Source organism: Hwanghaeella sp. LZ110 (assembly GCF_048892525.1).
GTDB lineage: Bacteria > Pseudomonadota > Alphaproteobacteria > UBA8366 > Aestuariispiraceae > Pacificispira.
This window is the reverse complement of the sequence record NZ_JBLZHT010000001.1, coordinates 622,301-643,606: the sequence shown is the minus strand read 5'-3', so window position 1 is coordinate 643,606 and position 21,306 is coordinate 622,301. Positions and strand designations below refer to the sequence as shown.

Annotated in this window: 23 protein-coding genes; 14 read left to right on the top strand and 9 right to left on the bottom strand. The window is 53.2% G+C overall.

Going from position 1 to position 21,306, the window contains the following annotated elements:
- Window positions 1–2: 2 nt before the first annotated feature.
- A complete protein-coding gene (gene lgt / locus ACOSDM_RS02800; RefSeq protein WP_420722955.1) occupies window positions 3–827 on the bottom strand; it encodes a prolipoprotein diacylglyceryl transferase in 825 nt (274 codons plus the stop codon).
- A 16-nt stretch (window positions 828–843) separates the two neighbouring features.
- The gene (gene rfaD / locus ACOSDM_RS02795) at window positions 844–1,827 is read right to left on the bottom strand and encodes an ADP-glyceromanno-heptose 6-epimerase (protein WP_420722954.1); all 984 of its coding nucleotides are present in this window, start codon (window positions 1,825–1,827) and stop codon (window positions 844–846) included.
- A gap of 163 nt (window positions 1,828–1,990) precedes the next feature.
- On the opposite strand from rfaD, the gene ACOSDM_RS02790 reads away from it, so the two are divergent.
- The gene (locus ACOSDM_RS02790) at window positions 1,991–2,347 is read left to right on the top strand and encodes an accessory factor UbiK family protein (protein WP_420722953.1); all 357 of its coding nucleotides are present in this window, start codon (window positions 1,991–1,993) and stop codon (window positions 2,345–2,347) included.
- On the opposite strand, the gene ACOSDM_RS02785 is transcribed toward ACOSDM_RS02790, so the two are convergent.
- Entirely contained in the window at window positions 2,344–2,961 is a 618-nt protein-coding gene (locus tag ACOSDM_RS02785; RefSeq protein ID WP_420722952.1) for a LysE family translocator, read from the bottom strand. The genes ACOSDM_RS02790 and ACOSDM_RS02785 overlap by 4 nt on opposite strands.
- Window positions 2,962–3,046: 85 nt before the next feature.
- Between ACOSDM_RS02785 and ACOSDM_RS02780 the strand changes: the two genes are divergently transcribed.
- The gene (locus tag ACOSDM_RS02780) at window positions 3,047–4,576 is read left to right on the top strand and encodes a trimethylamine methyltransferase family protein (protein ID WP_420722951.1); all 1,530 of its coding nucleotides are present in this window, start codon (window positions 3,047–3,049) and stop codon (window positions 4,574–4,576) included.
- Between the two features lie 8 nt (window positions 4,577–4,584).
- Here ACOSDM_RS02780 and ACOSDM_RS02775 read toward each other — a convergent pair whose 3' ends face one another.
- Window positions 4,585–5,493: a helix-turn-helix transcriptional regulator gene (locus ACOSDM_RS02775; RefSeq protein WP_420722950.1), complete on the bottom strand. Its 909-nt coding sequence runs from the start codon at window positions 5,491–5,493 to the stop codon at window positions 4,585–4,587.
- A 170-nt stretch (window positions 5,494–5,663) separates the two neighbouring features.
- Here ACOSDM_RS02775 and ACOSDM_RS02770 point away from each other — a divergent pair, with 170 nt between their 5' ends.
- The 6 genes from ACOSDM_RS02770 (at window position 5,664) to ACOSDM_RS02745 (ending at window position 10,066) form a co-directional block, all read left to right on the top strand.
- Complete coding sequence (locus tag ACOSDM_RS02770) at window positions 5,664–6,344, top strand: hydrolase (protein ID WP_420722949.1); 681 nt, start codon at window positions 5,664–5,666, stop codon at window positions 6,342–6,344.
- 61 nt (window positions 6,345–6,405) lie between these two features.
- A complete protein-coding gene (locus ACOSDM_RS02765) occupies window positions 6,406–6,690 on the top strand; it encodes a XapX domain-containing protein (RefSeq protein ID WP_420722948.1) in 285 nt (94 codons plus the stop codon).
- 29 nt (window positions 6,691–6,719) lie between these two features.
- Window positions 6,720–8,585, top strand: a complete 1,866-nt coding sequence (locus tag ACOSDM_RS02760) for an amidohydrolase (RefSeq protein ID WP_420722947.1) — start codon at window positions 6,720–6,722, stop codon at window positions 8,583–8,585.
- Window positions 8,566–9,009: a DoxX family protein gene (locus tag ACOSDM_RS02755; protein ID WP_420722946.1), complete on the top strand. Its 444-nt coding sequence runs from the start codon at window positions 8,566–8,568 to the stop codon at window positions 9,007–9,009. The genes ACOSDM_RS02760 and ACOSDM_RS02755 overlap by 20 nt, the downstream gene beginning before the upstream one ends.
- A 1-nt stretch (window position 9,010) precedes the next feature.
- Window positions 9,011–9,697, top strand: coding sequence for a YoaK family protein (locus tag ACOSDM_RS02750; protein WP_420722945.1), 687 nt, complete (start codon window positions 9,011–9,013; stop codon window positions 9,695–9,697).
- Window positions 9,698–9,889: 192 nt separating this feature from the next.
- The gene (locus ACOSDM_RS02745) at window positions 9,890–10,066 is read left to right on the top strand and encodes a hypothetical protein (protein WP_420722944.1); all 177 of its coding nucleotides are present in this window, start codon (window positions 9,890–9,892) and stop codon (window positions 10,064–10,066) included.
- A 73-nt stretch (window positions 10,067–10,139) separates the two neighbouring features.
- Here ACOSDM_RS02745 and ACOSDM_RS02740 read toward each other — a convergent pair whose 3' ends face one another.
- Complete coding sequence (locus ACOSDM_RS02740; protein ID WP_420722943.1) at window positions 10,140–12,482, bottom strand: sulfotransferase; 2,343 nt, start codon at window positions 12,480–12,482, stop codon at window positions 10,140–10,142.
- A gap of 362 nt (window positions 12,483–12,844) precedes the next feature.
- Here ACOSDM_RS02740 and ACOSDM_RS02735 point away from each other — a divergent pair, with 362 nt between their 5' ends.
- On the top strand, window positions 12,845–13,264 hold the full coding sequence (locus ACOSDM_RS02735) for a Tat pathway signal sequence domain protein (protein ID WP_420722942.1): 420 nt from the start codon (window positions 12,845–12,847) through the stop codon (window positions 13,262–13,264).
- Window positions 13,265–13,289: 25 nt separating this feature from the next.
- Here the strand turns inward: ACOSDM_RS02735 and ACOSDM_RS02730 are convergent, their stop codons facing one another.
- Genes ACOSDM_RS02730 through ACOSDM_RS02720 form a run of 3 tightly spaced genes read right to left on the bottom strand, consistent with a single transcriptional unit; the run spans window position 13,290 to window position 17,458 of the window.
- Window positions 13,290–14,438: a PepSY-associated TM helix domain-containing protein gene (locus ACOSDM_RS02730; protein ID WP_420722941.1), complete on the bottom strand. Its 1,149-nt coding sequence runs from the start codon at window positions 14,436–14,438 to the stop codon at window positions 13,290–13,292.
- Between the two features lie 47 nt (window positions 14,439–14,485).
- Window positions 14,486–15,166 carry a Fe2+-dependent dioxygenase gene (locus ACOSDM_RS02725; RefSeq protein ID WP_420722940.1) on the bottom strand — a complete coding sequence of 227 codons (681 nt, stop codon included), beginning with the start codon at window positions 15,164–15,166 and terminating at the stop codon, window positions 14,486–14,488.
- Between the two features lie 57 nt (window positions 15,167–15,223).
- Window positions 15,224–17,458, bottom strand: a complete 2,235-nt coding sequence (locus tag ACOSDM_RS02720) for a TonB-dependent receptor (RefSeq protein ID WP_420722939.1) — start codon at window positions 17,456–17,458, stop codon at window positions 15,224–15,226.
- 304 nt (window positions 17,459–17,762) lie between these two features.
- Between ACOSDM_RS02720 and ACOSDM_RS02715 the strand changes: the two genes are divergently transcribed.
- From ACOSDM_RS02715 to ACOSDM_RS02700, 4 genes are all read left to right on the top strand, one after another.
- Window positions 17,763–18,467 carry a Crp/Fnr family transcriptional regulator gene (locus tag ACOSDM_RS02715; RefSeq protein WP_420722938.1) on the top strand — a complete coding sequence of 235 codons (705 nt, stop codon included), beginning with the start codon at window positions 17,763–17,765 and terminating at the stop codon, window positions 18,465–18,467.
- A 113-nt stretch (window positions 18,468–18,580) separates the two neighbouring features.
- The gene (locus tag ACOSDM_RS02710; protein WP_420722937.1) at window positions 18,581–18,793 is read left to right on the top strand and encodes a YgaP family membrane protein; all 213 of its coding nucleotides are present in this window, start codon (window positions 18,581–18,583) and stop codon (window positions 18,791–18,793) included.
- A 17-nt stretch (window positions 18,794–18,810) separates the two neighbouring features.
- Entirely contained in the window at window positions 18,811–19,695 is an 885-nt protein-coding gene (locus ACOSDM_RS02705; protein ID WP_420722936.1) for an MBL fold metallo-hydrolase, read from the top strand.
- Between the two features lie 14 nt (window positions 19,696–19,709).
- The gene (locus ACOSDM_RS02700; RefSeq protein ID WP_420722935.1) at window positions 19,710–20,042 is read left to right on the top strand and encodes a TIGR01244 family sulfur transferase; all 333 of its coding nucleotides are present in this window, start codon (window positions 19,710–19,712) and stop codon (window positions 20,040–20,042) included.
- A 256-nt stretch (window positions 20,043–20,298) separates the two neighbouring features.
- Here ACOSDM_RS02700 and ACOSDM_RS02695 read toward each other — a convergent pair whose 3' ends face one another.
- Window positions 20,299–20,481 (bottom strand): HigA family addiction module antitoxin, encoded by a 183-nt coding sequence (locus tag ACOSDM_RS02695; protein ID WP_420722934.1) that lies wholly within the window; start codon window positions 20,479–20,481, stop codon window positions 20,299–20,301.
- A 242-nt stretch (window positions 20,482–20,723) separates the two neighbouring features.
- On the opposite strand from ACOSDM_RS02695, the gene ACOSDM_RS02690 reads away from it, so the two are divergent.
- Window positions 20,724–21,236 carry an RNA polymerase sigma factor gene (locus ACOSDM_RS02690; protein WP_420722933.1) on the top strand — a complete coding sequence of 171 codons (513 nt, stop codon included), beginning with the start codon at window positions 20,724–20,726 and terminating at the stop codon, window positions 21,234–21,236.
- Window positions 21,237–21,306: the final 70 nt, after the last annotated feature.

The window sequence follows — 21,306 nt, the reverse complement described above, 5'->3', positions numbered from 1 at the left end:
TGTTAAGCCTTCTTGGGGGATTTCGACAAAGGCGCTTGCTGCAAGGCCCGATAGACCAGATAGGCACCGCCCAACAGCATGGGAAGGGATAGCCACTGGCCCCATGTCGTGCCAAAGGGCAATGTCTGCATCAGGATTTCAGGCTCGCGGAAGATTTCCCCCGCCATTCGCGCACAGGCATACCCAATCAGAAACACACCAGATTGCAGCCCGGGGCGCGCCAATCCATTGAACCGCCGCTGGACGATGATCAGAATGGTCAGCAGCAACACACCTTCCATCGCACATTCATAGAGCTGGCTGGGATGGCGGGGCAGCAAGTCACCGGAATGAGGAAATGCGATTGCCCAAGGCACATCGGTAACACGTCCCCAATGTTCCCCATTGATGAAATTGGCGATCCGCCCCAGCATGATGCCAAAGGGCGCTACGGTGCAGACGATATCGGTCAGGGAAAACAAAGGAATCTTGTTCATCCGGGCGAAAATCAGCATCGCCACAAGGACGCCCAGCACCCCGCCATGGAACGACATCCCGCCCTTCCAGACCATTAGAATCTGGATCGGGTCCGCGAAGTAAGCCGCTGGATGATAGAACAAGACAACGCCCAAACGCCCGCCGACAATCACCCCGATTACCGCCCAGTTCAGGAAGCGATCAACATGATCGGGCTGAATGGCTTGCGGGCTTTTTGCGGCCAATCGCATGCCCCAGCGCCACCCGACGACCAGCCCTACGATATAGGCCAGGGCGTACCAGCGAAGATCAAATGGGCCGATTGAGAAAATCACCGGATCCAAATCATGTATCCAGACGCTTTGTTCCATAATCTGTCGCCTTTATTCAGCGGTACGGATCGTCTGTCGCCAGATAATCACGAATATAGCAGGCAACGCCCGATTCCAGTGTCGTTGCGGGCAGAGTATAGCCCGCCTGAACGATGCGGTCCATGCGCGCTTCTGTGAAATATTGATAATGGCGGCGAATTTCCTCTGGCGTGTCGCGCCAATCAATCGCCTCGGGCAAGCCCATGGCGGCAAAGACAGCCCGTGCGAGGTCCAGGAAACTGCGGGCCTTGCCCGACCCACAATTAAAAATACCGGAAACGGGTTCGTTGTCATACAGCCACAGCATCAAATTGACGCAGTCGTGGACCCAAACGAAATCGCGCATCTGACCACCATCCTCATAATCTGGATGGTGCGAGCGGAACAGCGTCGCGCGTCCTGTCTCCTGAACCTGACCAAACACCTGATGGACGACGGACCGCATACCGCCTTTGTGATACTCATTCGGGCCATAGACATTAAAGAACTTCAGCCCAGCCCATTGCGGCGGGGCCGCCCCTTGATCCGACAACCGTCTGGCATTGCAATCAAATAACTGTTTTGACCAGCCATAGGGATTTAACGGTCGCAATGCGGCCAGGGCCTGGGGGTCATTATCATCGTCAAAGCCCAGCGCCCCATTCCCATAGGTCGCCGCAGACGAGGCATAGATGAAGCGAACATCATTTTCCGCACACCAATACCACAGCTTCATAGACAGGTTCAGATTGTTTTCCAGAATCGCATCAACATCCGTCTCTGTCGTCGCGGAAATCGCGCCCATATGGAAGACACAGTGAATGCTGCCACCATTCTCCCCCAGCCAATCCATCAGGTTTTCCGGCAGGATCGTTGCGGCAATCTTATGCTTCGCAACATTCTTCCATTTGGCATCCGTGCCGAAGCGATCACAGACTGCGATCTGTCGCGTCCCTCGGGCAGCCAGGGCCGCCACAAGGTTGGACCCTATAAAGCCCGCACCGCCGGTTACCAGGATCATTCGGCTCTCCTAACCTGACACACTGAATACAGGGTTCCTTCATAATCCCCAAGACCGGGGCCCGCAACCATTGCCCCACCCGATTACCCCGCCCCATTGCCCTATAGGGGGATCAGGAATATGTATAGGGCAACTAGTCCTTCGCAATCAGGGAGCCTGTATCATGCAGACCAAAGGCAAATTCTTCGACGACGTCGCGAAAGTGGCCGGTGGTGCCATGGGCACCCTGGGCGGCATGAAACAGGAAGCGGAATCTGCGGTGCGGCAGCGGGTGGAACGCCTGTTGTCCGATATGGATCTGGTCCCCCGCGATGAATTCGACGCCATGGCCGCCGTGGCACGCCGTGCGCGGGAAGAACAGGAAAAGCTGACCGTTGTAGTGAAAGACCTTGAGGCCCGCCTGGCAAAGCTGGAAAAGGCATCAGGTACCAAGCAGGCGGCACCTGCCAAGAAAGCGCGCGTCAAGAAGACGACTGTGAAGGCGAAGGCTGCTGAACCGACGGCCAAACCCGCCTCTTAAGCTGATTTCGCTGCAACGACGACTGCGGCCCCGGTCAAGCATCCTGCTGCTGTGCGATTAAGCAATCGCAATGCCTTTGGTGTGCGCAATAAGGTCCGCGCTCGCCCGGCCAGAATGACATAGGGCAACAGGACAAGTATCAATACGACGAATGTAAGCCCAATCAGAAGACCTAAATCCAAGCCCGTAACGCTTCGCAGGTCGACAAAAGTCGGCAACAGCGCAAGATAAAACACAATCACCTTTGGATTTCCTAAGGAAATCGCCAAGCCCCCCAGAAAGCTTACAATTGGCCCTTGCGCTCTCTGCGTCTGGAACTGACTTGTCTCTGGCTTCGCCTGAAAGAATTTCCAGGCCAGAAACAGCAAATAGGCCGCGCCAAGATATCGAATGATCGTAAAGACCATCCCAAATGTGCTGGCAATATAGGCCAGGCCCAGCACCGCAGCGGTCAGATACACCACATCCCCCAGTGCCATGCCCATCATCATAGGCAGGGTCGGACGATAACCAGCCCCTAAAGATCGGGCCACAAGCGCGATCACGCCGGGACCGGGAATAGCCACAGCAATCCCCAGTGCAACCGCATACGTGATAAATCCAGAGACTTCCATCGCCACAAATCCTCTTTGAACTATGATCAGGCTATAGCGTATGGTCTCCCGATTGGGAAGATCAGTGCGACACTTAGGGGGAACAATGGACAGACGGCGCGGCGGCAGAAAATCAAGATCCGTAGCAGCAATTGCCCGGCAGCCAGATTACAGACAGCTACGCCATCCTTTTTCTCAACAATCTGTTTTCTCAGACGAAACCATCGCCGCCATTCATGACAAAGCCTTGCGGGTTCTGGAGGAATTGGGGATGAAAATCCTGCATTCGGAAGCCAGAGAGCTTTTGCAAAGTGCCGGTGCTCTGGTTGATTCTGACACGCATATGGTGCGGATCAGGCGCGATATCGTACAGGCGGCCCTGACCACGGCGCCTAAGTCCTTTCAAATGCGCGGTGCCAACCCTGCACGATATCAACAGTATGAACCTGGCGCGATGTTGTTCGCCGCCGGAGCGGGTTGTCCCAATGCCACAGACTTAACACGGGGACGACGCCCAGGGTCGCTGCGTGATCTGGAGGAGATCACCAAATTGGTGCAGTCCTTTGATGTCCTGCACATGTTCGGACCGAATGTGGAGCCACAGGATGTTCCCAGCAATTTGCGGCATTACGCCACGCTGAAAACGCAACTGGCCTATGGCGACAAGCTGATGTTCGTTTATGCGCGCGGTCGAGCGCAGGCGATGGAGAGTTTCGAACTGATCCGCCTCGCTCTTGACCTCAGTGACGCAGACTTCGATAGCGCTGTTTGGGCCTCCACCGTGATCAACACCAATTCCCCACGCCAGATCGATATCCCGATGGCCGAAGGGATTATCGATTTCGCCCGCGCCAATCAGTTGAGCATCATCACCCCCTTTTGTCTGGCGGGCGCCATGGCACCGGTCTCCATTGCCGGGGCGCTGGTGCTGCAACATGCAGAAGCCCTGGCGGCCATCACACTGGCGCAAGTCACCCGCGCTGGTGCCCCGGTCAGCTATGGTGGTTTTGGGTCCAATGTCGATATGAAATCCGGCTCCCCTGCCTTTGGCACGCCGTCGCATATGCAAATGACCATCGGGTCCGGGCAATTGGCGCGCCATATCGGCCTGCCCTGGCGATCGGCCGCCGGATCTGCCTCCAATGCCAATGACATGCAGGCCGCTGGAGAGAACCATATGGGCCTTTGGGCTGCGATGATGGGACATGCGACACTGACAGTGCATGCTGCAGGCTGGCTAGAGGGGGGACTGACCTTCGGCTATGAGAAATTCATCAACGATGTGGAAGCATTGCAAACCTTAGCCGAATTGTGCCCACAACTGGCCCAGGACGATGACAGCTTGGCCTGGGATGCGATCAGCGATGTCCAACCCGGCGGGCATTTCTTTGACACTGCCCATACAATGTCCCGGTTCAGCACGGCATTCTATGCGCCGCTGGTGGCGGACCTGCGAAACCATGGCACATGGGAGGAGTCTGGCGCGGTCCATTCTGCCGAACGGGCCACTAAAATCTGGCAACAGCGACTGGCACAATACACACCCCCACCGACCGCCGCCGGCGCCTGTGACCGCATCGCAGCCTATATCGAAAGCCACACTAAAGCGGGCGGTGCAGCGCCAGTTGGTGGGTAACGCCCGCCTTAATGCTCAGCATTTCGCAGCTTTGCGGGTGGCAATCCATATTCCTCTTTCAAGCGTCGTGTCAGATGGGATTGACTGGAAAAACCAACCTGAAACGCGATTTCCGAAATGGGCATCTGCGTCTCCCTCAGTAACTTAACGGCCTGGGAAAGGCGTATTCTCATCAGATACGCATTCGGGGTTTCACCGGTTGTGGCCTTAAACTTTCTGGCAAAATGATAGGGGCTGAAACCGGCAATCTCCGCCATGTCGTTCAGGCGAATTTTTTCGTTCAAACGGGACAGCAGGTATTGTTTGATTTTGCTTACTTCCCGTTCCTTCAGGCCCGCCTGCAAAACCGCAGTGTTCTGAAGAGCCGTTCCTTCAACAACCCGCAATAATCCCTGTATCAAAACGATGGCCCGCGCGTCCATTTCCAACGTTGTTGGTGGACACAGCGTGTCTTTGGCCCGTTCCAGATAGGTCATAATATCCCGCTGCCATGTGATATCTACCAGACCAAAAAAGTCTTCTTTTGGCTGCTTCTGAGACGTAACAGACACTGTCTCTAACGCCGCATCCAACAGGGATTGTTGGAAGTAAAGATGCGCATATTCAACCGCACCATTGCCTAAGGACCGGAAACTTCCCCCACTGCCTGGCAATTGCAACGAAATGGACCCGGTTCTGGCAAGCTGGGTTGATTCATTACGATCAGCACGCTGCACGGGAGACCCCGAAATATGATAGGTGAGCACATAGTGTGACACACCTGCGAAATCTGCCCCCTCCCCCAAAATGCTTCGGTGGCGCACAACGGGCATATCCCAGGCATCACCCAAGCCATAAATTCTCGGCAAAGGATCCACTGTGATCCGCCGATAGGCCAGACAATGTTCTGGATCTTCTGTGAAGGCGTGTTTTCCCATGCCGTTAAGCTCTTCGTGTACCAAAACCGTCACAAATTCTAGTCAGCTCAAAAAAGCAAAATCGTGCAAAACCAGATCGTGGGATTATAGAAGATATGGTTTGGGAAGTATGTAAAGACTTCGTCGGAAACAGTAACCCCACTTACCAACCGACGAACGGATAGCACATAATGACCAAAAAGCTGGAATTGCTGACCCCCCAGAATTGTCAAATCATCTTCATTGATCATCAACCGCAAATGGCTTTCGGCGTTCAATCGATTGACCGCCAAGTGCTTAAAAATAATACGGTTGGATTGGCGAAGGCTGCGAAGATTTTCAACATCCCAACGACCATTACCACCGTCGAAACAGAGAGCTTTTCTGGGCATACCTATCCTGAACTCTTAGCTGTCTTTCCTGAGACCCCTCTGTTGGAACGCACCTCCATGAATTCCTGGGATGATCAGAAGGTGCGCAATGCCCTGGCAACGAATGGCCAGAAGAAAGTCGTCGTGTCTGGTCTGTGGACGGAAGTGTGCAACAACTCTTTCGCCTTCTCCGCGATGCTGGAAGGGGGATATGAGATCTACATGGTGGCAGACGCCTCCGGCGGCACTTCAGCCGATGCGCATAAATATTCCATGGATCGAATGGTCCAAGCCGGCGTTGTGCCGGTGACCTGGCAACAGGTCCTGCTGGAATGGCAGCGCGATTGGGCGCGCCGGGATACCTACGATGCCGTTATGGACCTGGTGAAGGAACATTCCGGTGCCTACGGGATGGGCATCGATTATGCCTATACCATGGTTCACAAGGCCCCGGAACGGGTCCCCCACGGCGATCGACTGGCACCGGTTCCTGCGAAGTAACCGTCGCCCCTATCCTTGAAACAAGCCGCGCAGCATTGGCTGTGCGGCTTTTGGAGGCATCATGAAGATGTATATCATCGCAATCGCCGTTGGGCTTTTGGTTGGCATTATTTATGGGGTTTTGAACGTCCGTTCTCCCGCGCCGCCGATTGTGGCGCTGGTTGGACTGTTGGGCATTTTGGTTGGGGAACAAATCCCACCCCTGGTCAAGAAAATGATCAGCGAGCAATCAGTGTCCCTGTCAGTCATCAAAGAAACCTGTGCCAATCATATGTTCGGCGCCCTGCCTGACCGTCATGACGAAACCGATAAGAACGATCAAAACCCGCCTAAGGCCGTTGGTTGAGTGATCCATTGTTTTAAAGGGACGAAAACATGACAGCGCCTGACACAATCCTGATCAATGGCAAGTTCGCGACGTTGGACCCGGCAAATCCCGCGCCCGAAGCCGTCGCGATTACCAATCAATATTTTACAGCCGTCGGCGATGCATCCGAAATCCTATACAGCGCTGGACCATCCACAAAGGTCATCAATCTGGCGGGCCGTCGGGCCATTCCCGGCCTGTGCGACAATCACATTCATGTCATCCGCGGGGGGCTGAATTTTAACATGGAACTGCGCTGGGATGGCGTTCCCAGCTTGGCAGATGCCATGCGCATGTTGCGCCATCAGGTCGACATCACCCCGCCCCCGCAATGGGTCCGGGTCGTTGGCGGTTTCAGTGAACATCAATTTGCCGAAAAGCGGTTGCCGACCTTGGATGAAATCAACGCGGTCGCGCCCGATACGCCGGTCTTCATTCTGCACCTATATGACAGGGCCTTGTTAAACGCCGCCGCCTTACGCGCTGTCGGATATACCAAGGACACACCAAATCCGCCGGGTGGGGAAATCCAGAGGGATGCCGCAGGCAATCCAACAGGATTGCTGATCGCCAGCCCCAATGCAGGGATTCTATATGCGACCCTGGCGAAGGGACCGACTTTGCCGTTTGACTATCAGGTCAATTCAACCCGCCACTTCATGCGGGACCTGAACCGACTTGGCGTCACCTCCGTGATCGATGCCGGGGGTGGGTTTCAGAATTATCCCGATGACTACAAGGTTATCCAACAACTGCATGATGAGGGTCAGCTAACCTTACGGATTGCCTATAACCTGTTCACGCAGAAGGCAAAAGAAGAGAAGGAAGATTTCCTGCGCTGGACCAAGGAGAACAAATATCAACAGGGCGATGATTACTTCCGTCTGAATGGTGCTGGGGAAATGCTGTTTTTCTCAGCCGCCGATTTTGAAGACTTTCGCATGCCCCGCCCGGACATGGCCCCGGAAATGGAAGGGGAATTGGAAGATGTTATCCGCATTCTAGCCCAGAACCGATGGCCGTGGCGTTTGCATGCGACCTATGACGAAACCATCTCCCGCGCCCTGGATGTGTTTGAAAAGGTCGATAAGGATATTCCGCTGGAAGGAATCCATTGGTTCTTTGACCATGCCGAGACAATTTCAAAGCGCTCCATTGATCGGGTTGCGGCGCTGGGGGGAGGAGTCGCTGTTCAGCACCGGATGGCCTATCAGGGCGAATATTTTGTGGAACGGTATGGTGCCACCGCTGCTGAGTCGACACCGCCCTTTAAGGCGATTTTGGATGCTGGCGTGGAGGTCTCAGCCGGAACCGATGCAACCCGTGTGGCGTCTTACGATCCATGGGTTTCGCTGTCCTGGCTGGTGACGGGGCGCACCTTGGGGGGAACGCGTTTGTATCCCGATGCAAATTGCCTGGACCGCGAGACGGCTTTACGCATGTGGACAGAAAAGGTCACCTGGTTTTCAAACGAAATAGGCAAGAAGGGCCAAATCAAGATTGGACAACTGGCCGATTTGGCCGTTCTGGATCGGGACTTCTTTTCTATTCCCGGCGATGAGATCCGCCAGACGACATCTGTGCTGACGCTCTTGGGTGGGCGGGTGGTTTGGGGATCGGAAGAATTCGGCCCCCTGGCACCACCGCCACCCAAAGCCATGCCAGATTGGTCACCGGTCAATTCCTTCGGGGGTTATCACAAGGAAGCATCGGTCCCGAACAGTGTGCAACGGGCTGCCGTAGCATCCTGTGACTGTGACATTGGCTGTGCCGTACATGGTCATGATCATGCCCAGGCCTGGACAGCATCCGCCCCCGTTTCTGACCTGAAATCCTTCTGGGGGGCCTTGGGATGTGCCTGCTGGACGGTATGACATGGCGTCCTATTCGGTAACGTCTGCAATCAATACTCTGTTGGAAAACAACGTGCTGCGATGGGTCGCCCTGGTTCTTTTGACCTGTCCATACTGGACCAGCGGCATTGCCAAATTGACCGCCTTCTCTGATGCCATGGCAGAAACGGCAGGGCTGGGTTTACCAGCACCAATGCTGATCACGGCTCTGATAATTCTGGTGCAATTGCTGGGCTCGCTGTCTCTGATTATCGGCAGGTTTGTTTGGTTGGGGGCGGGTGCTTTGGGGGTCTTCACCTTCCTGGCAACCTTGATCGCTCATAATTTTTGGAACGCCCCACCGGAAGACACCATACGTCAATTCATTACCTTTACGGAGCATATGGGGTTAATCGGCGGTCTGATGGTTGCCGCCATCCTGGCCCGAATGAGGGAAATTCTCTGATATGCCCGCCTTCCGCGCAAATCTTCTTCTGTCTTTAATTCTAGCCTTTCTGTCGGGCTATATTGATACGGCGGTTTTCGTGCATATGGGTGGATTGTTCGTCGCCCACGTCACAGGCAACTTTGTTCTGTTGGGTGCAACTGTTGCGGGGTTGGAAAGTGTCGGACATGGCAGTTCAACCGTGCTGCAATTGATTTCCTTCCCCTTGTTCTTCCTTTCTGCCGCGCTTGCAGGCGGTGTTTCCGGGCGCCTTTCCAAAGACAATCAAACTCTGCTCCTGCTCTTCCTTTCTGCCCTGCTGATCACAGGGATTGGGGCCGCGTGTCTGAGCCCATCCATACCCGATACCATCGCCTCCATGGGCTTGGTGGTCGCGATGGCTTGGCTCAACGCGGCCCATCGGCTTGATAGTCGGCTGGGCGCGCCCTTTACAGTAATGACCGGCAATGTGACCAGCATTGCGTTAGAATTGGCCTATACGCTGAAGATCGGCAAACGTGAAGAGACTCCCAACACTACCAAGCCTAATGCTTCCCCACAATTTCGCATGCTGTATCTGGTTTTAAGTTTTGCAGTCGGTTGTGCCCTGGGCGCACTGTCTCAGCGTGCATACGGGTTAGAAACCATGCTGTTGCCCGGTTTCGTGTTGGTTTTGGGATTATTGAGTATAACCCTGCGCCGCCCCTGAACAATTTTTCACCATCGGGTAGATTCACAAGCACTTCCTTCCATAAAGTCGCGATTTTTTTACAGCAAACAGCTTTATTTGAGAATGATTATCATTATTATTGTGCAGCTTGATCCTTATCCCAGCCTTATTGGGACGGGTACATCACCACGAATTTAATGCCAGCGTGTAAATCGCCGGAAAGGAAAAGAAATGAAAAAGAGTCTCGCATCCGCGCTTCTTGCGGTGTCCATGTTAGCCAACACCCCAGCCTATGCTGCAGAACAGACGATCCATGTCGAACTGAACAAGACCGAAACCAAAGGGGATGCCTGCCGCGTTTATATGATCGTTGGAAATGAAAGCGGGCGGCGCAACGCCAGTTGGTGAATAGAATCAGCGATAATTCTTTGGTATTTGCAGCCCATCCGAACCATCAATCTGGTGCCTTCCGATAGGCCCGTTAACTTTGCACCGCTTTCTCATTTGCGGGGGTGATGATGGGAAACGTAGTTTGATCAGAGGGAGAATATGGAATTTTGAGATGTTTCGCCACCTGTGCAATCACAGTTTCAATCTCAGATTTCTCTTGCGCAACCAGGGAGGCGAAGGAAATCTTGACCAGACGATGCGGTGGGATCTGAGCAAGTTGTTCTGCGATGGCTATCTCTAGACCGCGTTGCTGTGCCGCAGCGGTTTCCTGCGCTTTCCCAACCGGGGCCACGCGAGGGAAATCAGGTGTGGGGCGTAATCCCCAAATAAATCGCACATCACCGTAGAATGCTTTGTTTGCAGTTAGAACCGATCGAATCACGGCGTCGGGGTCGCGCTCAACATAAACAAAAATTGCCTCAGGCAGAGCCAGGGCAAGCATTCCTGCTGATAATGTCGCCCTGTTATTCTTTGCGAGAACCGCTGTGTTGGCTGCATCTGCCAGACAGGAGAAGTAATTCTGGATGTCAACAGCAGCACGATGCCTGTCATCCGGCATTCTGGGATGGCTGTGATCAACACCAAACCAGCGGTCCCAGACCTCATAACAATCGCTTATTCCAAAAAAGCCCGCAGAAAAGCCGTAAAAGTTCTTACTGGTCGTCGCGACCGTGCCCTTTACGAACCGAAACAGGCTGTAGACGACCGGGGCGTTTGGAAACAGAATCGACATATTTCCCATGGGCGCCAGGGGCAGGGTGTTTTGCAGCACCTGAGCAAGGATTGTTGTCCCACTGCGGTGGTTTCCGATGACGATTACCGGACCAAGATGCCGCGCTGCCCTGTCATCGCGGGGGCCTTGCCAACTGAACCATGAAAGAATGAAATCTAACGGAAAACATACCATGCGAAGAAGCTTGAATAAGATTATCTGATACGCCACCGAATTGCGGCTTCCCAGAATGGTTACAGCGATCATGAGAACCTTGCGGGGGCTGCTTTGACTCCACCAGTCCCGGACATCGCGTCCGAGAGCGGACCATCCAAACGTAGCCAGCAACACTAGGGCGGCGATGAAGGGTGTCCGAAAGCGGGAATCCAATGAGGCACTGGATGACAGCACAATGAAATACGCAGACACAATAAACAGAACGAAGAAAAAGCTCTTGATGTCATTTGGCCAGCGGGGAAAGCGAAGAAGTGCCAGTATCGTCCCCATCGCGACACACAAAGTCAACGCACTGGAAAAAATCAGCACAAGAAAGAATCCAGGGACCTTCGCTATATAGGTTCCCCACAGGGTACGGGTTTCTTGACTGAACCCCAAGAAATCAAGGTTTCCCGCATTACCATCAAGTTCATCCGCAAAAAAGCGTTCCAATGGCCCTTGAGACGGAGCGAGTAACAGCTTTGCACCACCGACAGCGACATCGGTTACAAACGCCACCGGATACCGAGCAATGATTTTAAGGAATTCCTGGCGTTGATAGGCGTCACGGGCTGCGGGATCATCTCGGATATCTTCGGGAATGGCAGCTTCCATCTCAGCCCGGACAACCCATCGATCCTGGCCTGTTGCGCGCGACACAATTGACGGGCCGCGCCACAGATGCAGATGCTGCCCCACTGAGCGGACGCTCTCTATACCCAATTCCTTCTGGTTATAAGCGCTCCAGGCCGTGGCAACACCGATAGACGGGGCTGTCGCGATCACAAATACCAGAAAAGCCTCTCGCCACCGCATCGTTTTGGTAAGCGCATGAATTAGAAAAATAGCTGCGAGAACTGCGGGAAACATCAGCATGACATGCCGAACCGTCAGCGCCAGGGCCGCAATCCCCCCTAATACGACGGCATATAGGAACAGCTTTCTGCGGCTCCCCAATTCCAGCGTCAAAGGGACACACAGAATCCAAAGGATCAATGTCACCAGAAACGCAAAAAGCGTCTCTGTTAAGACCATCGTCTGGTAGTAAAAAAGTGTTGGATCGACACTGATGATCAAGGCGGCAACACACCCGATGCGCCAATGTCCGGCGCGACGCGCAATATCAAAAACCAGCAACGCCATGCCCAGACCAAGCGCCACATTGGCCAATACAAAATGGATTGACTGATCAAATCCCAGCAACCGCATTCCAGCCAGAAATGCTGGATAACCAGGTGCCCGAATTAAGTAGTCTGATGTGTACCAATCAGGACTTTCCTGTGCGATCAACCGCGAAAGATCAATGTAATCTGCGGCATCCCCAACTACTGAAAACTCCGGATTCTGCGTCAGGAATGAAAGAATGAACCCAACCTTAGCAAACGCTATGATCCCGATTGTTACTAATAACCACGCCGGTTTTATTTTTAGTCTACCTGTGTCCATAGGTCCCCAAATATCCAATTCTGAATTCATATCGATAAAATTCAACTCACAACATTATCTAAACAATTATTGAGGATAACCTTCCCATTTCATCGCAAGAAATAGCATGCAATTCAGTGCACGCATATCAGAAAACCCAGTTGCCCTAATGCTTCAATAAATCTGCATGTCACTAATCAGCATGCCCACGGCTCAGGCATTCTGACGCAGATCAATGTGAAAAAGTATTTTCTGTTTAAAGACTTTATTTGAGAATGATTATCATTATTATTGTGCAGCTTGATCCTTATCCCAGCCTTATTGGGACGGGTACATCACCACGAATTTAATGCCAGCGTGTAAATCGCCGGAAAGGAAAAGAAATGAAAAAGAGTCTCGCATCCGCGCTTCTTGCGGTGTCCATGTTAGCCAACACCCCAGCCTATGCTGCAGAACAGACGATCCATGTCGAACTGAACAAGACCGAAACCAAAGGGGATGCCTGCCGCGTTTATATGATCGTTGGAAATGAAAGCGGGCGGGCGTTGGAAACGTTGAAGCTGGATCTTGTCCTGTTTGATACAGACGGCGTTGTCGCCAAGCGGTTGGCAGTTGAAACGGCGCCACTGCCCATCGGCAAGACAGGTCTGAAGATTTTCGACATCGCCGACATGGCCTGCCCGACCCTGGGCCGGATGTTGCTGAATGATGTCCTGGCCTGTGCGGATGCCAATGGCCCTGTGGCCAACTGTCTGAGCTATATTACACCCACGGCAAAAGGGGACCTGACTTTTATCAAATAGCCGATCGCATAACGCCAGTGCGGGGTCAGGCAGCCCGCCCCCGCTTCTGGCGTGCGCGGCGTTTGATCCACCACATTGAAATGCCCGTAATCGAAAACAACAGCGGCAGAAAGCCAGAGATAAACACCAGACCATTCCAGATTGGTCCCAGTCCAACGCCCGCATGAAGCGGACGCTGCCATGCGACAGCCATATCCGTTCGGCCAAAGGCTCGGGGATCTTCGACTTTTACAACATCAATCTTCCAAGGATCGATCATCACCGTCACTTTTGGGGCGCCTTCTGCTGAACCAGGTACGTTATACTGAACGCGCAGGGGTTGTCCGGGGCGGAAGGGCATAATCGCCTGAACAAAGTCCACGTCAGACACAACCGTATCAGCCAGACGCACCGCATCCTGCAATCCCATTTCAGGAACGCCCTCAGCCGCCTTCACCGGGGGGCCTGGCGGGGATGAGCGTTCCTCCATCAAGACTGTTTCCATCAGGCTGGCGACCGGATTGGGAAATGCGATATAAACGCCCGTGAAGCTGACAATGGTAAAGACAATCAAGGTCCAGAACCCCACAGCGCCATGCAGGTCACGATGCAAACGCAAACCGCGCGCCCCCCGCTTTATGGTCAGGGCCGCCCATAATTTTCGGAGCTTGGGCCACCAGATAATCAATCCCGATCCACACAGGAACAGCATGATAACACCCAGCCACCCAACAATAGGGCGTCCAATTCCACCCGGAATCAGCGCATGACTGTGAATATCATGCATAATCCCTGTTAACAGGCTCCGCCCGCCAACGACCTCTCCCAAAACATCCAGAGTGACGGGATCAACGGCAATGCTTTTCGCACGGGGATCCCGAAAGCTTGCGCCATCAGGCCCAATGCGCGCGATGACAGGTTCCCCTGCCCCGTCTGGCATTCTGATCATGCGCAGACTAAAGCCCTGGGGCGCGGCGTCGGCGGCTACAGCGATAATCGCATCAACACTTTGGGGCACCCCCTGTGATACTTCAAAAGCCGGCCCCCCCGCCACTAGGGCGTCGAGTTCGTCATGATACATCAGATAACTGCCGCTTAATCCTAACAGCACCAGGGGTGCACATAGAATTAGTCCGAACCATAGATGGATTTCCGCCAACAGCCAGCGCAGCCCTTTGCCACTAACTTTAGTCATAAAGGACTTGCTTTCAGATTGCGTCGTATCAAGGTTGCTCATCTTGGCTAAAGCTCCGCCCATTGCCGCAAAAGGTTGTGATAAATCGCCGTCAATTCCATGATGCTTGAATGATCCGGGTGATCCCGCCCCAGGCGTTGAATGGACTGGTCCAGATCGAACAGGATTGTGCGATGCCCGTCGTCCCGGATCAGGCTTTGCATCCAAAAGAAGGAACACACACGTGCGCCGCGCGTGACGGGGCGGACATGATGCAGGCTGGTGGAAGGGTAGAGCACCATGTCACCCGCCCCCAGTTTTGCAGAATGGCTGCCATAGGTGTCTTCAACGATCAGTTCCCCGCCGTCATAGTCTTCCGGTGCACATAGAAACAGGGTGGCGGACAGGTCCGTTCTGATTCGCTCATTGGTGCCTGGAATCTGGCGAATGGAATTATCAACATGGCTGCCAAAGCTGTGCCCCCCGGCATAACTGTTGAAAAGAGGTGGGAAAATTCGCTTCGGCAACGCCGCAGAAATAAACAAAGGATGCCTGTTGAGGATCGACACAATGGCATCCCCAATCTGGCGAGCGACCGGGTGGTCTTCCGGTATCTGCTGATTTTTCTTAACCTGTGCGGATTGATGTCCCGCAGTCACCCGCCCATCAACCCATTCAGCAGCATCCAAATGCTTTCTGCATTCAGCGACCTGATCCAGGTCCAGAACATTTGGAATCTGCAACATCATGAATAGAGCCCTCCGACCGACCCCCCACAGGACGCAGGGGGTCGGGTATTTCCGTCGTTAGAATTTAAAGCTGGTGGACACTACGGCTGATCGACCTGTCCCTACCGTCGCAAAATGGGTCGCATACGGTTTCACATAATAGGTCGTATCGAACACATTGTTCACGTTCAGGCGCAGGTCGACATTCTCCTGGACGGTGTATGTCGCGACCGCATCGAACAACCAATAGGCTGGGACTTTCTTGTCATTTGACGAATTGGCAAAGCGATGGGAGACATAGGTGACCCCACCCCCCAGATTCACATCTGGAAGAATGTCATAGGTCGACCAAATGCTCATGCTATGGGCAGGAACATTGGGGATCTTGTTGCCTTCATCTGTCGAAACGGGGCCGTCATCGACAATTTCGGAATGCATGAAGGTATATCCCCCAAAGACATGCCACGCATCGGTGATATCCCCGGACACGCCAAGTTCGAGCCCATTGACTACCTGCTCACCTCCCAATGCCTGAGGTGCCCCGCGCCCCGGTGCCGTTGAATATCGCGCATTGGTCTTTTCGGTCCGGAAAACAGCCGCCGTTGCCGCAAGCTTTTGTTCGAACAGATCCCATTTTGTCCCGATCTCATAACTGCGGGATTCTTCCGGATCCAGGTCGGCATTGCTGGTTGAGATGTTATCACCCCCCTCTCCAGCGGTGGAACCCGGAGGTTCTGAAGACGTACCATAGGACACATAAATGCTGCCGTTAGACGCCGGCTTGTAGACCGCCCCCAACTGGTAATTAACGAATGTCGATTCATTCTCCAGCGCGCCGGATGTCGTTTTATAGTCATCTACCCGCAGACCAAAGTTCACCAGCCATTGCGGATCCAATTCGATCGTATCAAAGCCATAGATCGACCGCGTGCTGACCGTAGTTTTCGTAGAGTTTGCACTCGGCGTGATGGATCCGGTCCATGGATCGTTTGGATTCGGTGCGGCCAGGGTCGTACAATTGAACCCACCCGCAGCACCGACACCGCCAACAGAACAATCACGATTGCCGGTATCGACAACATAGTTCCGGTTGCGGCTGGTTTCATAGCTGATTTCAATCCCGGCATTGAAGCTGTGCTTCAGATTGTAGGTTTCAAAATCACCAGACAGATCGGTTTGATTGGACACGACTGTGGTGTCTGAATTGCGGCTTTTAATGGCGCGCCAAACACTGCCTTCAGAGATGTTATCCGCCGCACTGTCATTCGGGTTGGTAACGATATAATCATTCTCAGACCAGCTATAGCGCGACACGTTGCGCAGGGTCAGGCTGTCATTCAGTTCATGTTCAAAATCGAACGTGGCTGAATCAACCTGGGTTTCCTGAAAATCGCGGTTGGTCAAACCATAGAAGTTATCGCGATCAACATCGACAGGCTTTCCGGTTGCCGGATCATAGGGATGACCATAGTCAGGCATATCATCGGTTTGCAGGTGATACAGACTCACCGTCGCCTTGGTCGTATCATTAAATTGCAGGGCCATTGACGGGGCAAAGCCTAAGCTGCTGGTTGTCACCTCATCCCGGCCTGGGACTTCGCTGTCTTCTACCAGCACATTCAATCGAATTGCCGCATGTTCGGACAGGACATAGTTCGCATCCCCGGCCGCCCGCTTGCTGAAAGGCCATCCAACAGACACGTTCCCACCAAGGAAATCTTCATCCAGGGTGGCTTTCTTCGTCACCAGATTAATACTGCCCCCGGTAGAGCCGCGCCCGCTATAGGCGGATCCTGGACCTTTGACAATTTCCACTTGTTCCACATTGAACGTGTCGCGTGTTTGTGACCCGGTATCACGAATGCCATCGACAAAGATGTTTCCTTCAGAAGAAAACCCGCGAATATTCGGTCGGTCCGCACTGGGGATGCCCCCCTCACCCGCACCCAAGGTAATGCCCGGCGTGGTTCTAAGAACCTCATCAAGGCTGGTTGCATTCCGTTGTTCAATAATTTCCTGAGGAATGACGGTGACGCTTTTGGGTGTATCAACCAATGGTGCGGTAAATTTGCTGGACGCTGATTTATCCGTCTTGTAGCCGCTGTCTTCTTTCCCTTCGACAGCGATCGGCGCCAATTGAATGGGGGTGTCACTGGCCTGCGTTCCATTGGCGGGCTGATTGGTCGATTGTGCATGCGCCGGTGCGGCCATCATACAGGCCAATAGTGCCCCAATGGCTGTTCCCGCCTTAAGGCGATGACTAAAAGGGATGTCTGTTGCGGTAAGTCTATTCAGGGATAGGTCGTTATACATGTCTTACAGCTCCAATAGCTTCAGGTTTCGTTGAAATCCTGGCTGGCTATAAGAAGTGCAAACGCGCAGATCTTGGCTGGCTGGTTCCGTGTGTGTCACGCGCCCTTCACTGGCTGCGCGACCACAGCGTTCTGTAAAGAGCGAATGGGGTCATAGAGATGAAAAGATTAATATGCAAGTGATAATTATTCGCACCATTAAGTCTTAGGGAATATATACAGCGGTTTAGAACCGCAGGTTAATCTCCCCTCGCCATTCATCACATGCAGATATATCGTCGTAAGAAAGGGTGAAGGGTGAGCATATGCAAGAAAAAGACACCTCCCTGGAAACGGGAAAGCCTGCTGAGCTTTGGATCGAAAAGTTTGAAGGCCTTTCAAAACTGGAGGGCACGATCAAACAAACCCTGATGCGGGAAAGCACGATTGTAACCGTACCCGAAGGCACGATTATATTCGGTCCCGGCAAGCCCCCGGAAAATCTATTGCTGCTGTTGGAGGGGCGCGTTCGGGTGCACCAAACCTCAGAAGGTGGTCGCGAAATTGTGCTGTATCGCGTCGAAGCCGGGCAAAGCTGTGTCCTTACGACAGCGTGTCTATTGGCGTATGAGGACTATTCAGCGGAAGGCGTTGCGGAAACGGATATTCGGGCAGCCGCAATCCCCCGCCCTGTATTCGATACCCTGATTTCCCAGTCGGTCGATTTTCGAAATTTTATCTTCACCGCCTATTCAAAACGGATAACGGATCTGTTCCTGGTGATAGAAGAAATAGCCTTCCAAAGGCTGGATATCCGGCTTGCCCAGAAGCTACTGAATCTTGCGCGGGGGTCGGATCACATCAAGGTGACCCATCAGCAGCTTGCAGCAGAGCTGGGCACGGCACGCGAAGTTATCTCGCGCCAATTGGGTGAATTTCAGCGGCGTGGGTGGATTCTACAAGCACGGGGAACCCTGGGCCTGTTGGACAGAAACGGCCTGACGCATCTGGCTTCTTTAGATCCAGCATAGATTTCCACATTCAACAGATGATGCATCAAAAGCCGACGGTTTGGTGACTTCGTCACCGACAGCGTGCTTCCCGGGCGTTACAGTCAGGAACATTCTAACCGGAGGATCATTTTATGACAGTAAATGTTGGAGGTCTCGATCGATTGGTGCGTCTCGTAATAGGTGCCGCCTTGACCGCATGTGCCTTGCTCAGCGGCCTGGAGATTTTCGATGACGCATTCGTCAAATATGGTGCCGTCGTCGTCGGCCTGGTGCTGATCATCACAGGACTGGTGCGTCTGTGCCCACTGTATTCCATTCTGGGTATACGTACCTGCAAAACCTGAAATCTTAGGGGACGGAGATGACCTCCTATCCAATAAACATCACCATCAAACCCAAAGTCGCGGCTTTCTTTGACCCCGCAACCAACACCATCAGCTATGTGGTAGCGGATCCTGCCTCCCCGGCCTGTGCGTTGATCGATCCCGTATTGGATATCGACTATGCTGCGGGGCGGATCAGCTTCGACAATGCAGACCGGATCATCGATCATATCCGCCAGCAGAACCTATCGCTGGAATGGATTATCGAAACCCATGTGCATGCCGATCATCTATCGGCGGCCCCCTATATTCAGGGGCTCTTGGGAGGCAAAATCGGCATTGGCAGCAATATTACCATCGTGCAGGATACATTCGGAAAAGTCTTTAACGAGGGCACTGAGTTTCAGCGGGATGGCAGTCAGTTCGACGCCTTGTTCAAGGACGGGGATACCTATTCAATCGGGCAGATGCAGGCCATCGCCCTTCATACACCAGGGCACACCCCGGCCTGTATGACCCATGTCGTTGGCGATGCCGCCTTTGTCGGGGATACTTTGTTTATGCCAGACGGCGGGTCAGCCCGTGCGGATTTCCCGGGCGGTGACGCAGGAACACTGTATGACAGCATACAAAAGGTTCTGTCCCTGCCGGACGCCATGCGCCTGTTCATGTGTCACGACTATGGTCCAAACGGTCGTGACATTCAGTGGGAAACCACTGTCGCAGATCAGAAGGCACAGAATATCCATGTCGGCCAGGGCAATACCAAAGCTGCCTTCGTGCGGTTCCGGACCGAACGAGACGCAACACTGGGAATGCCGAAATTGATCATTCCCGCCTTACAGGTCAATATGCGTGCCGGAGCCATACCCACTGACAAAGACGGTCGCCGGATGTTGAAAGTGCCCGTCAACGCCCTTTAACCCATAGGAGCATCATGCAGCCCTATCCCGTATCCCCAACCCTGTCCGTCAGCCCCCAAATCTCACCTGATGATGTCATTCAGGCACAGAATCTGGGGTTTCAATCCATCATATGCAATCGACCCGATGGGGAAGAGTTGGGCCAGCCGACATTTCAAGAAATCGAAGCGGCTGCAAACAAGATCGGGCTGCCGATCCGTTATATCCCAATCTCACCGGTAGGAATTTCAGAAGTGGATGCCACAGCCTTCCGCACGGCAATGGACGACCTGCCCACCCCAATCCTGGCCTATTGCCGCTCGGGCACACGCTCCGCCACACTATGGAGACTTGTCGGAAAGAGCTAAAAGGGCAGCCAAACCTCGCTATTCAGATCTGATGTCAGATATACTTAAGAATGTCGCTGGGCGCCAGTTGATAGCCTGATATTTATAGCTAAGGCTGTCTGAATGTAACATTAGCGATGTCGTTAGATTGCATTTTTCATACTAACGATGTCCCTAGATTCCAGTATTATTTGTCTAGCATGCTATCCATTTTCTATTAAAAAATGCAATGACAGTCTATATTTTCAACTTTTGAGCGGTGGCGAGTTGTCCTCTACTAACCATGAACAAGCGGTTTGATACCGGAAACATCAATCTCTTTGGCTGCTTTTGACAGGTCAAAGTTGGTTTGCATGTTGAGCCAATAATGCGGTGTCGTGTTGCAGGCGCATTCCAAGCGCATAGCTGTGTCAGTTGAAATCGCAGCCGACCCTTTTAAAACTCGTTCAAGGCGCTGCATGATGGAAGCATATTGAAAAAACGTCTACCCTTGTGGTGCAACATTTACACCGGATGACCCAAGGACTCCCCCTGTGAATGGTGGATATTCGGGTCGCATGTCACTATTTGAGTGCGCTTGGAGATTATCCTGACAAATGATATTGAGAATTAGTCGCATATTGAATAATGTTTCTGGGATGTGACTGATCATGACCGGCCATGACAACAAAGTCGGTTCCATGATTTTGGGGAAAGCTTGGTATGCCCGACGAGAATCGGTCGAGATTGGTGTGTTTGCTCCTGGAGCATTACGACGACCTGACGCGTTATCTGGCGCGCCGGATCGGGTCCCAGGGAGCCGCGCGAGACGTGGTCCATGACACTTATCTGAAGCTTTCCCGGCTCGATACCGTACCGCCTCTTACCAATCCCCGCGCCTACCTTTACCGAATGGCGGACAATATCGCTCTGGACCGGCTGCGGGCGGACAACAGGCGTCAAAAAACCTTTGTTGGATCGGATATGGGGGAAGGCCGTCCGAGTGACATGCCTGGAAGCGAAGAAAGTGTTACGCAGCGGCAGAGAATTGCCCTTTTGTCCCGGGCGATTGATGCGTTGCCTACACGGCAGCGCCAGGTTTTCCTGATGCACAAAATAGATGGATTGAGCCACGCGGAGATAGCTCGGACACTCGGCATATCGAAAAGCATGGTCGAAAAACACATCATGCGTGCATTGGCGCAATGTCGTGATTCAGTGGAGAAAAACACGTAATGGAGTGGAAAAAGTTTCTATTAGGAGTGCGGTGCTCATGGCGGCGAAACGTCCTGCTAGGTGGAGACCG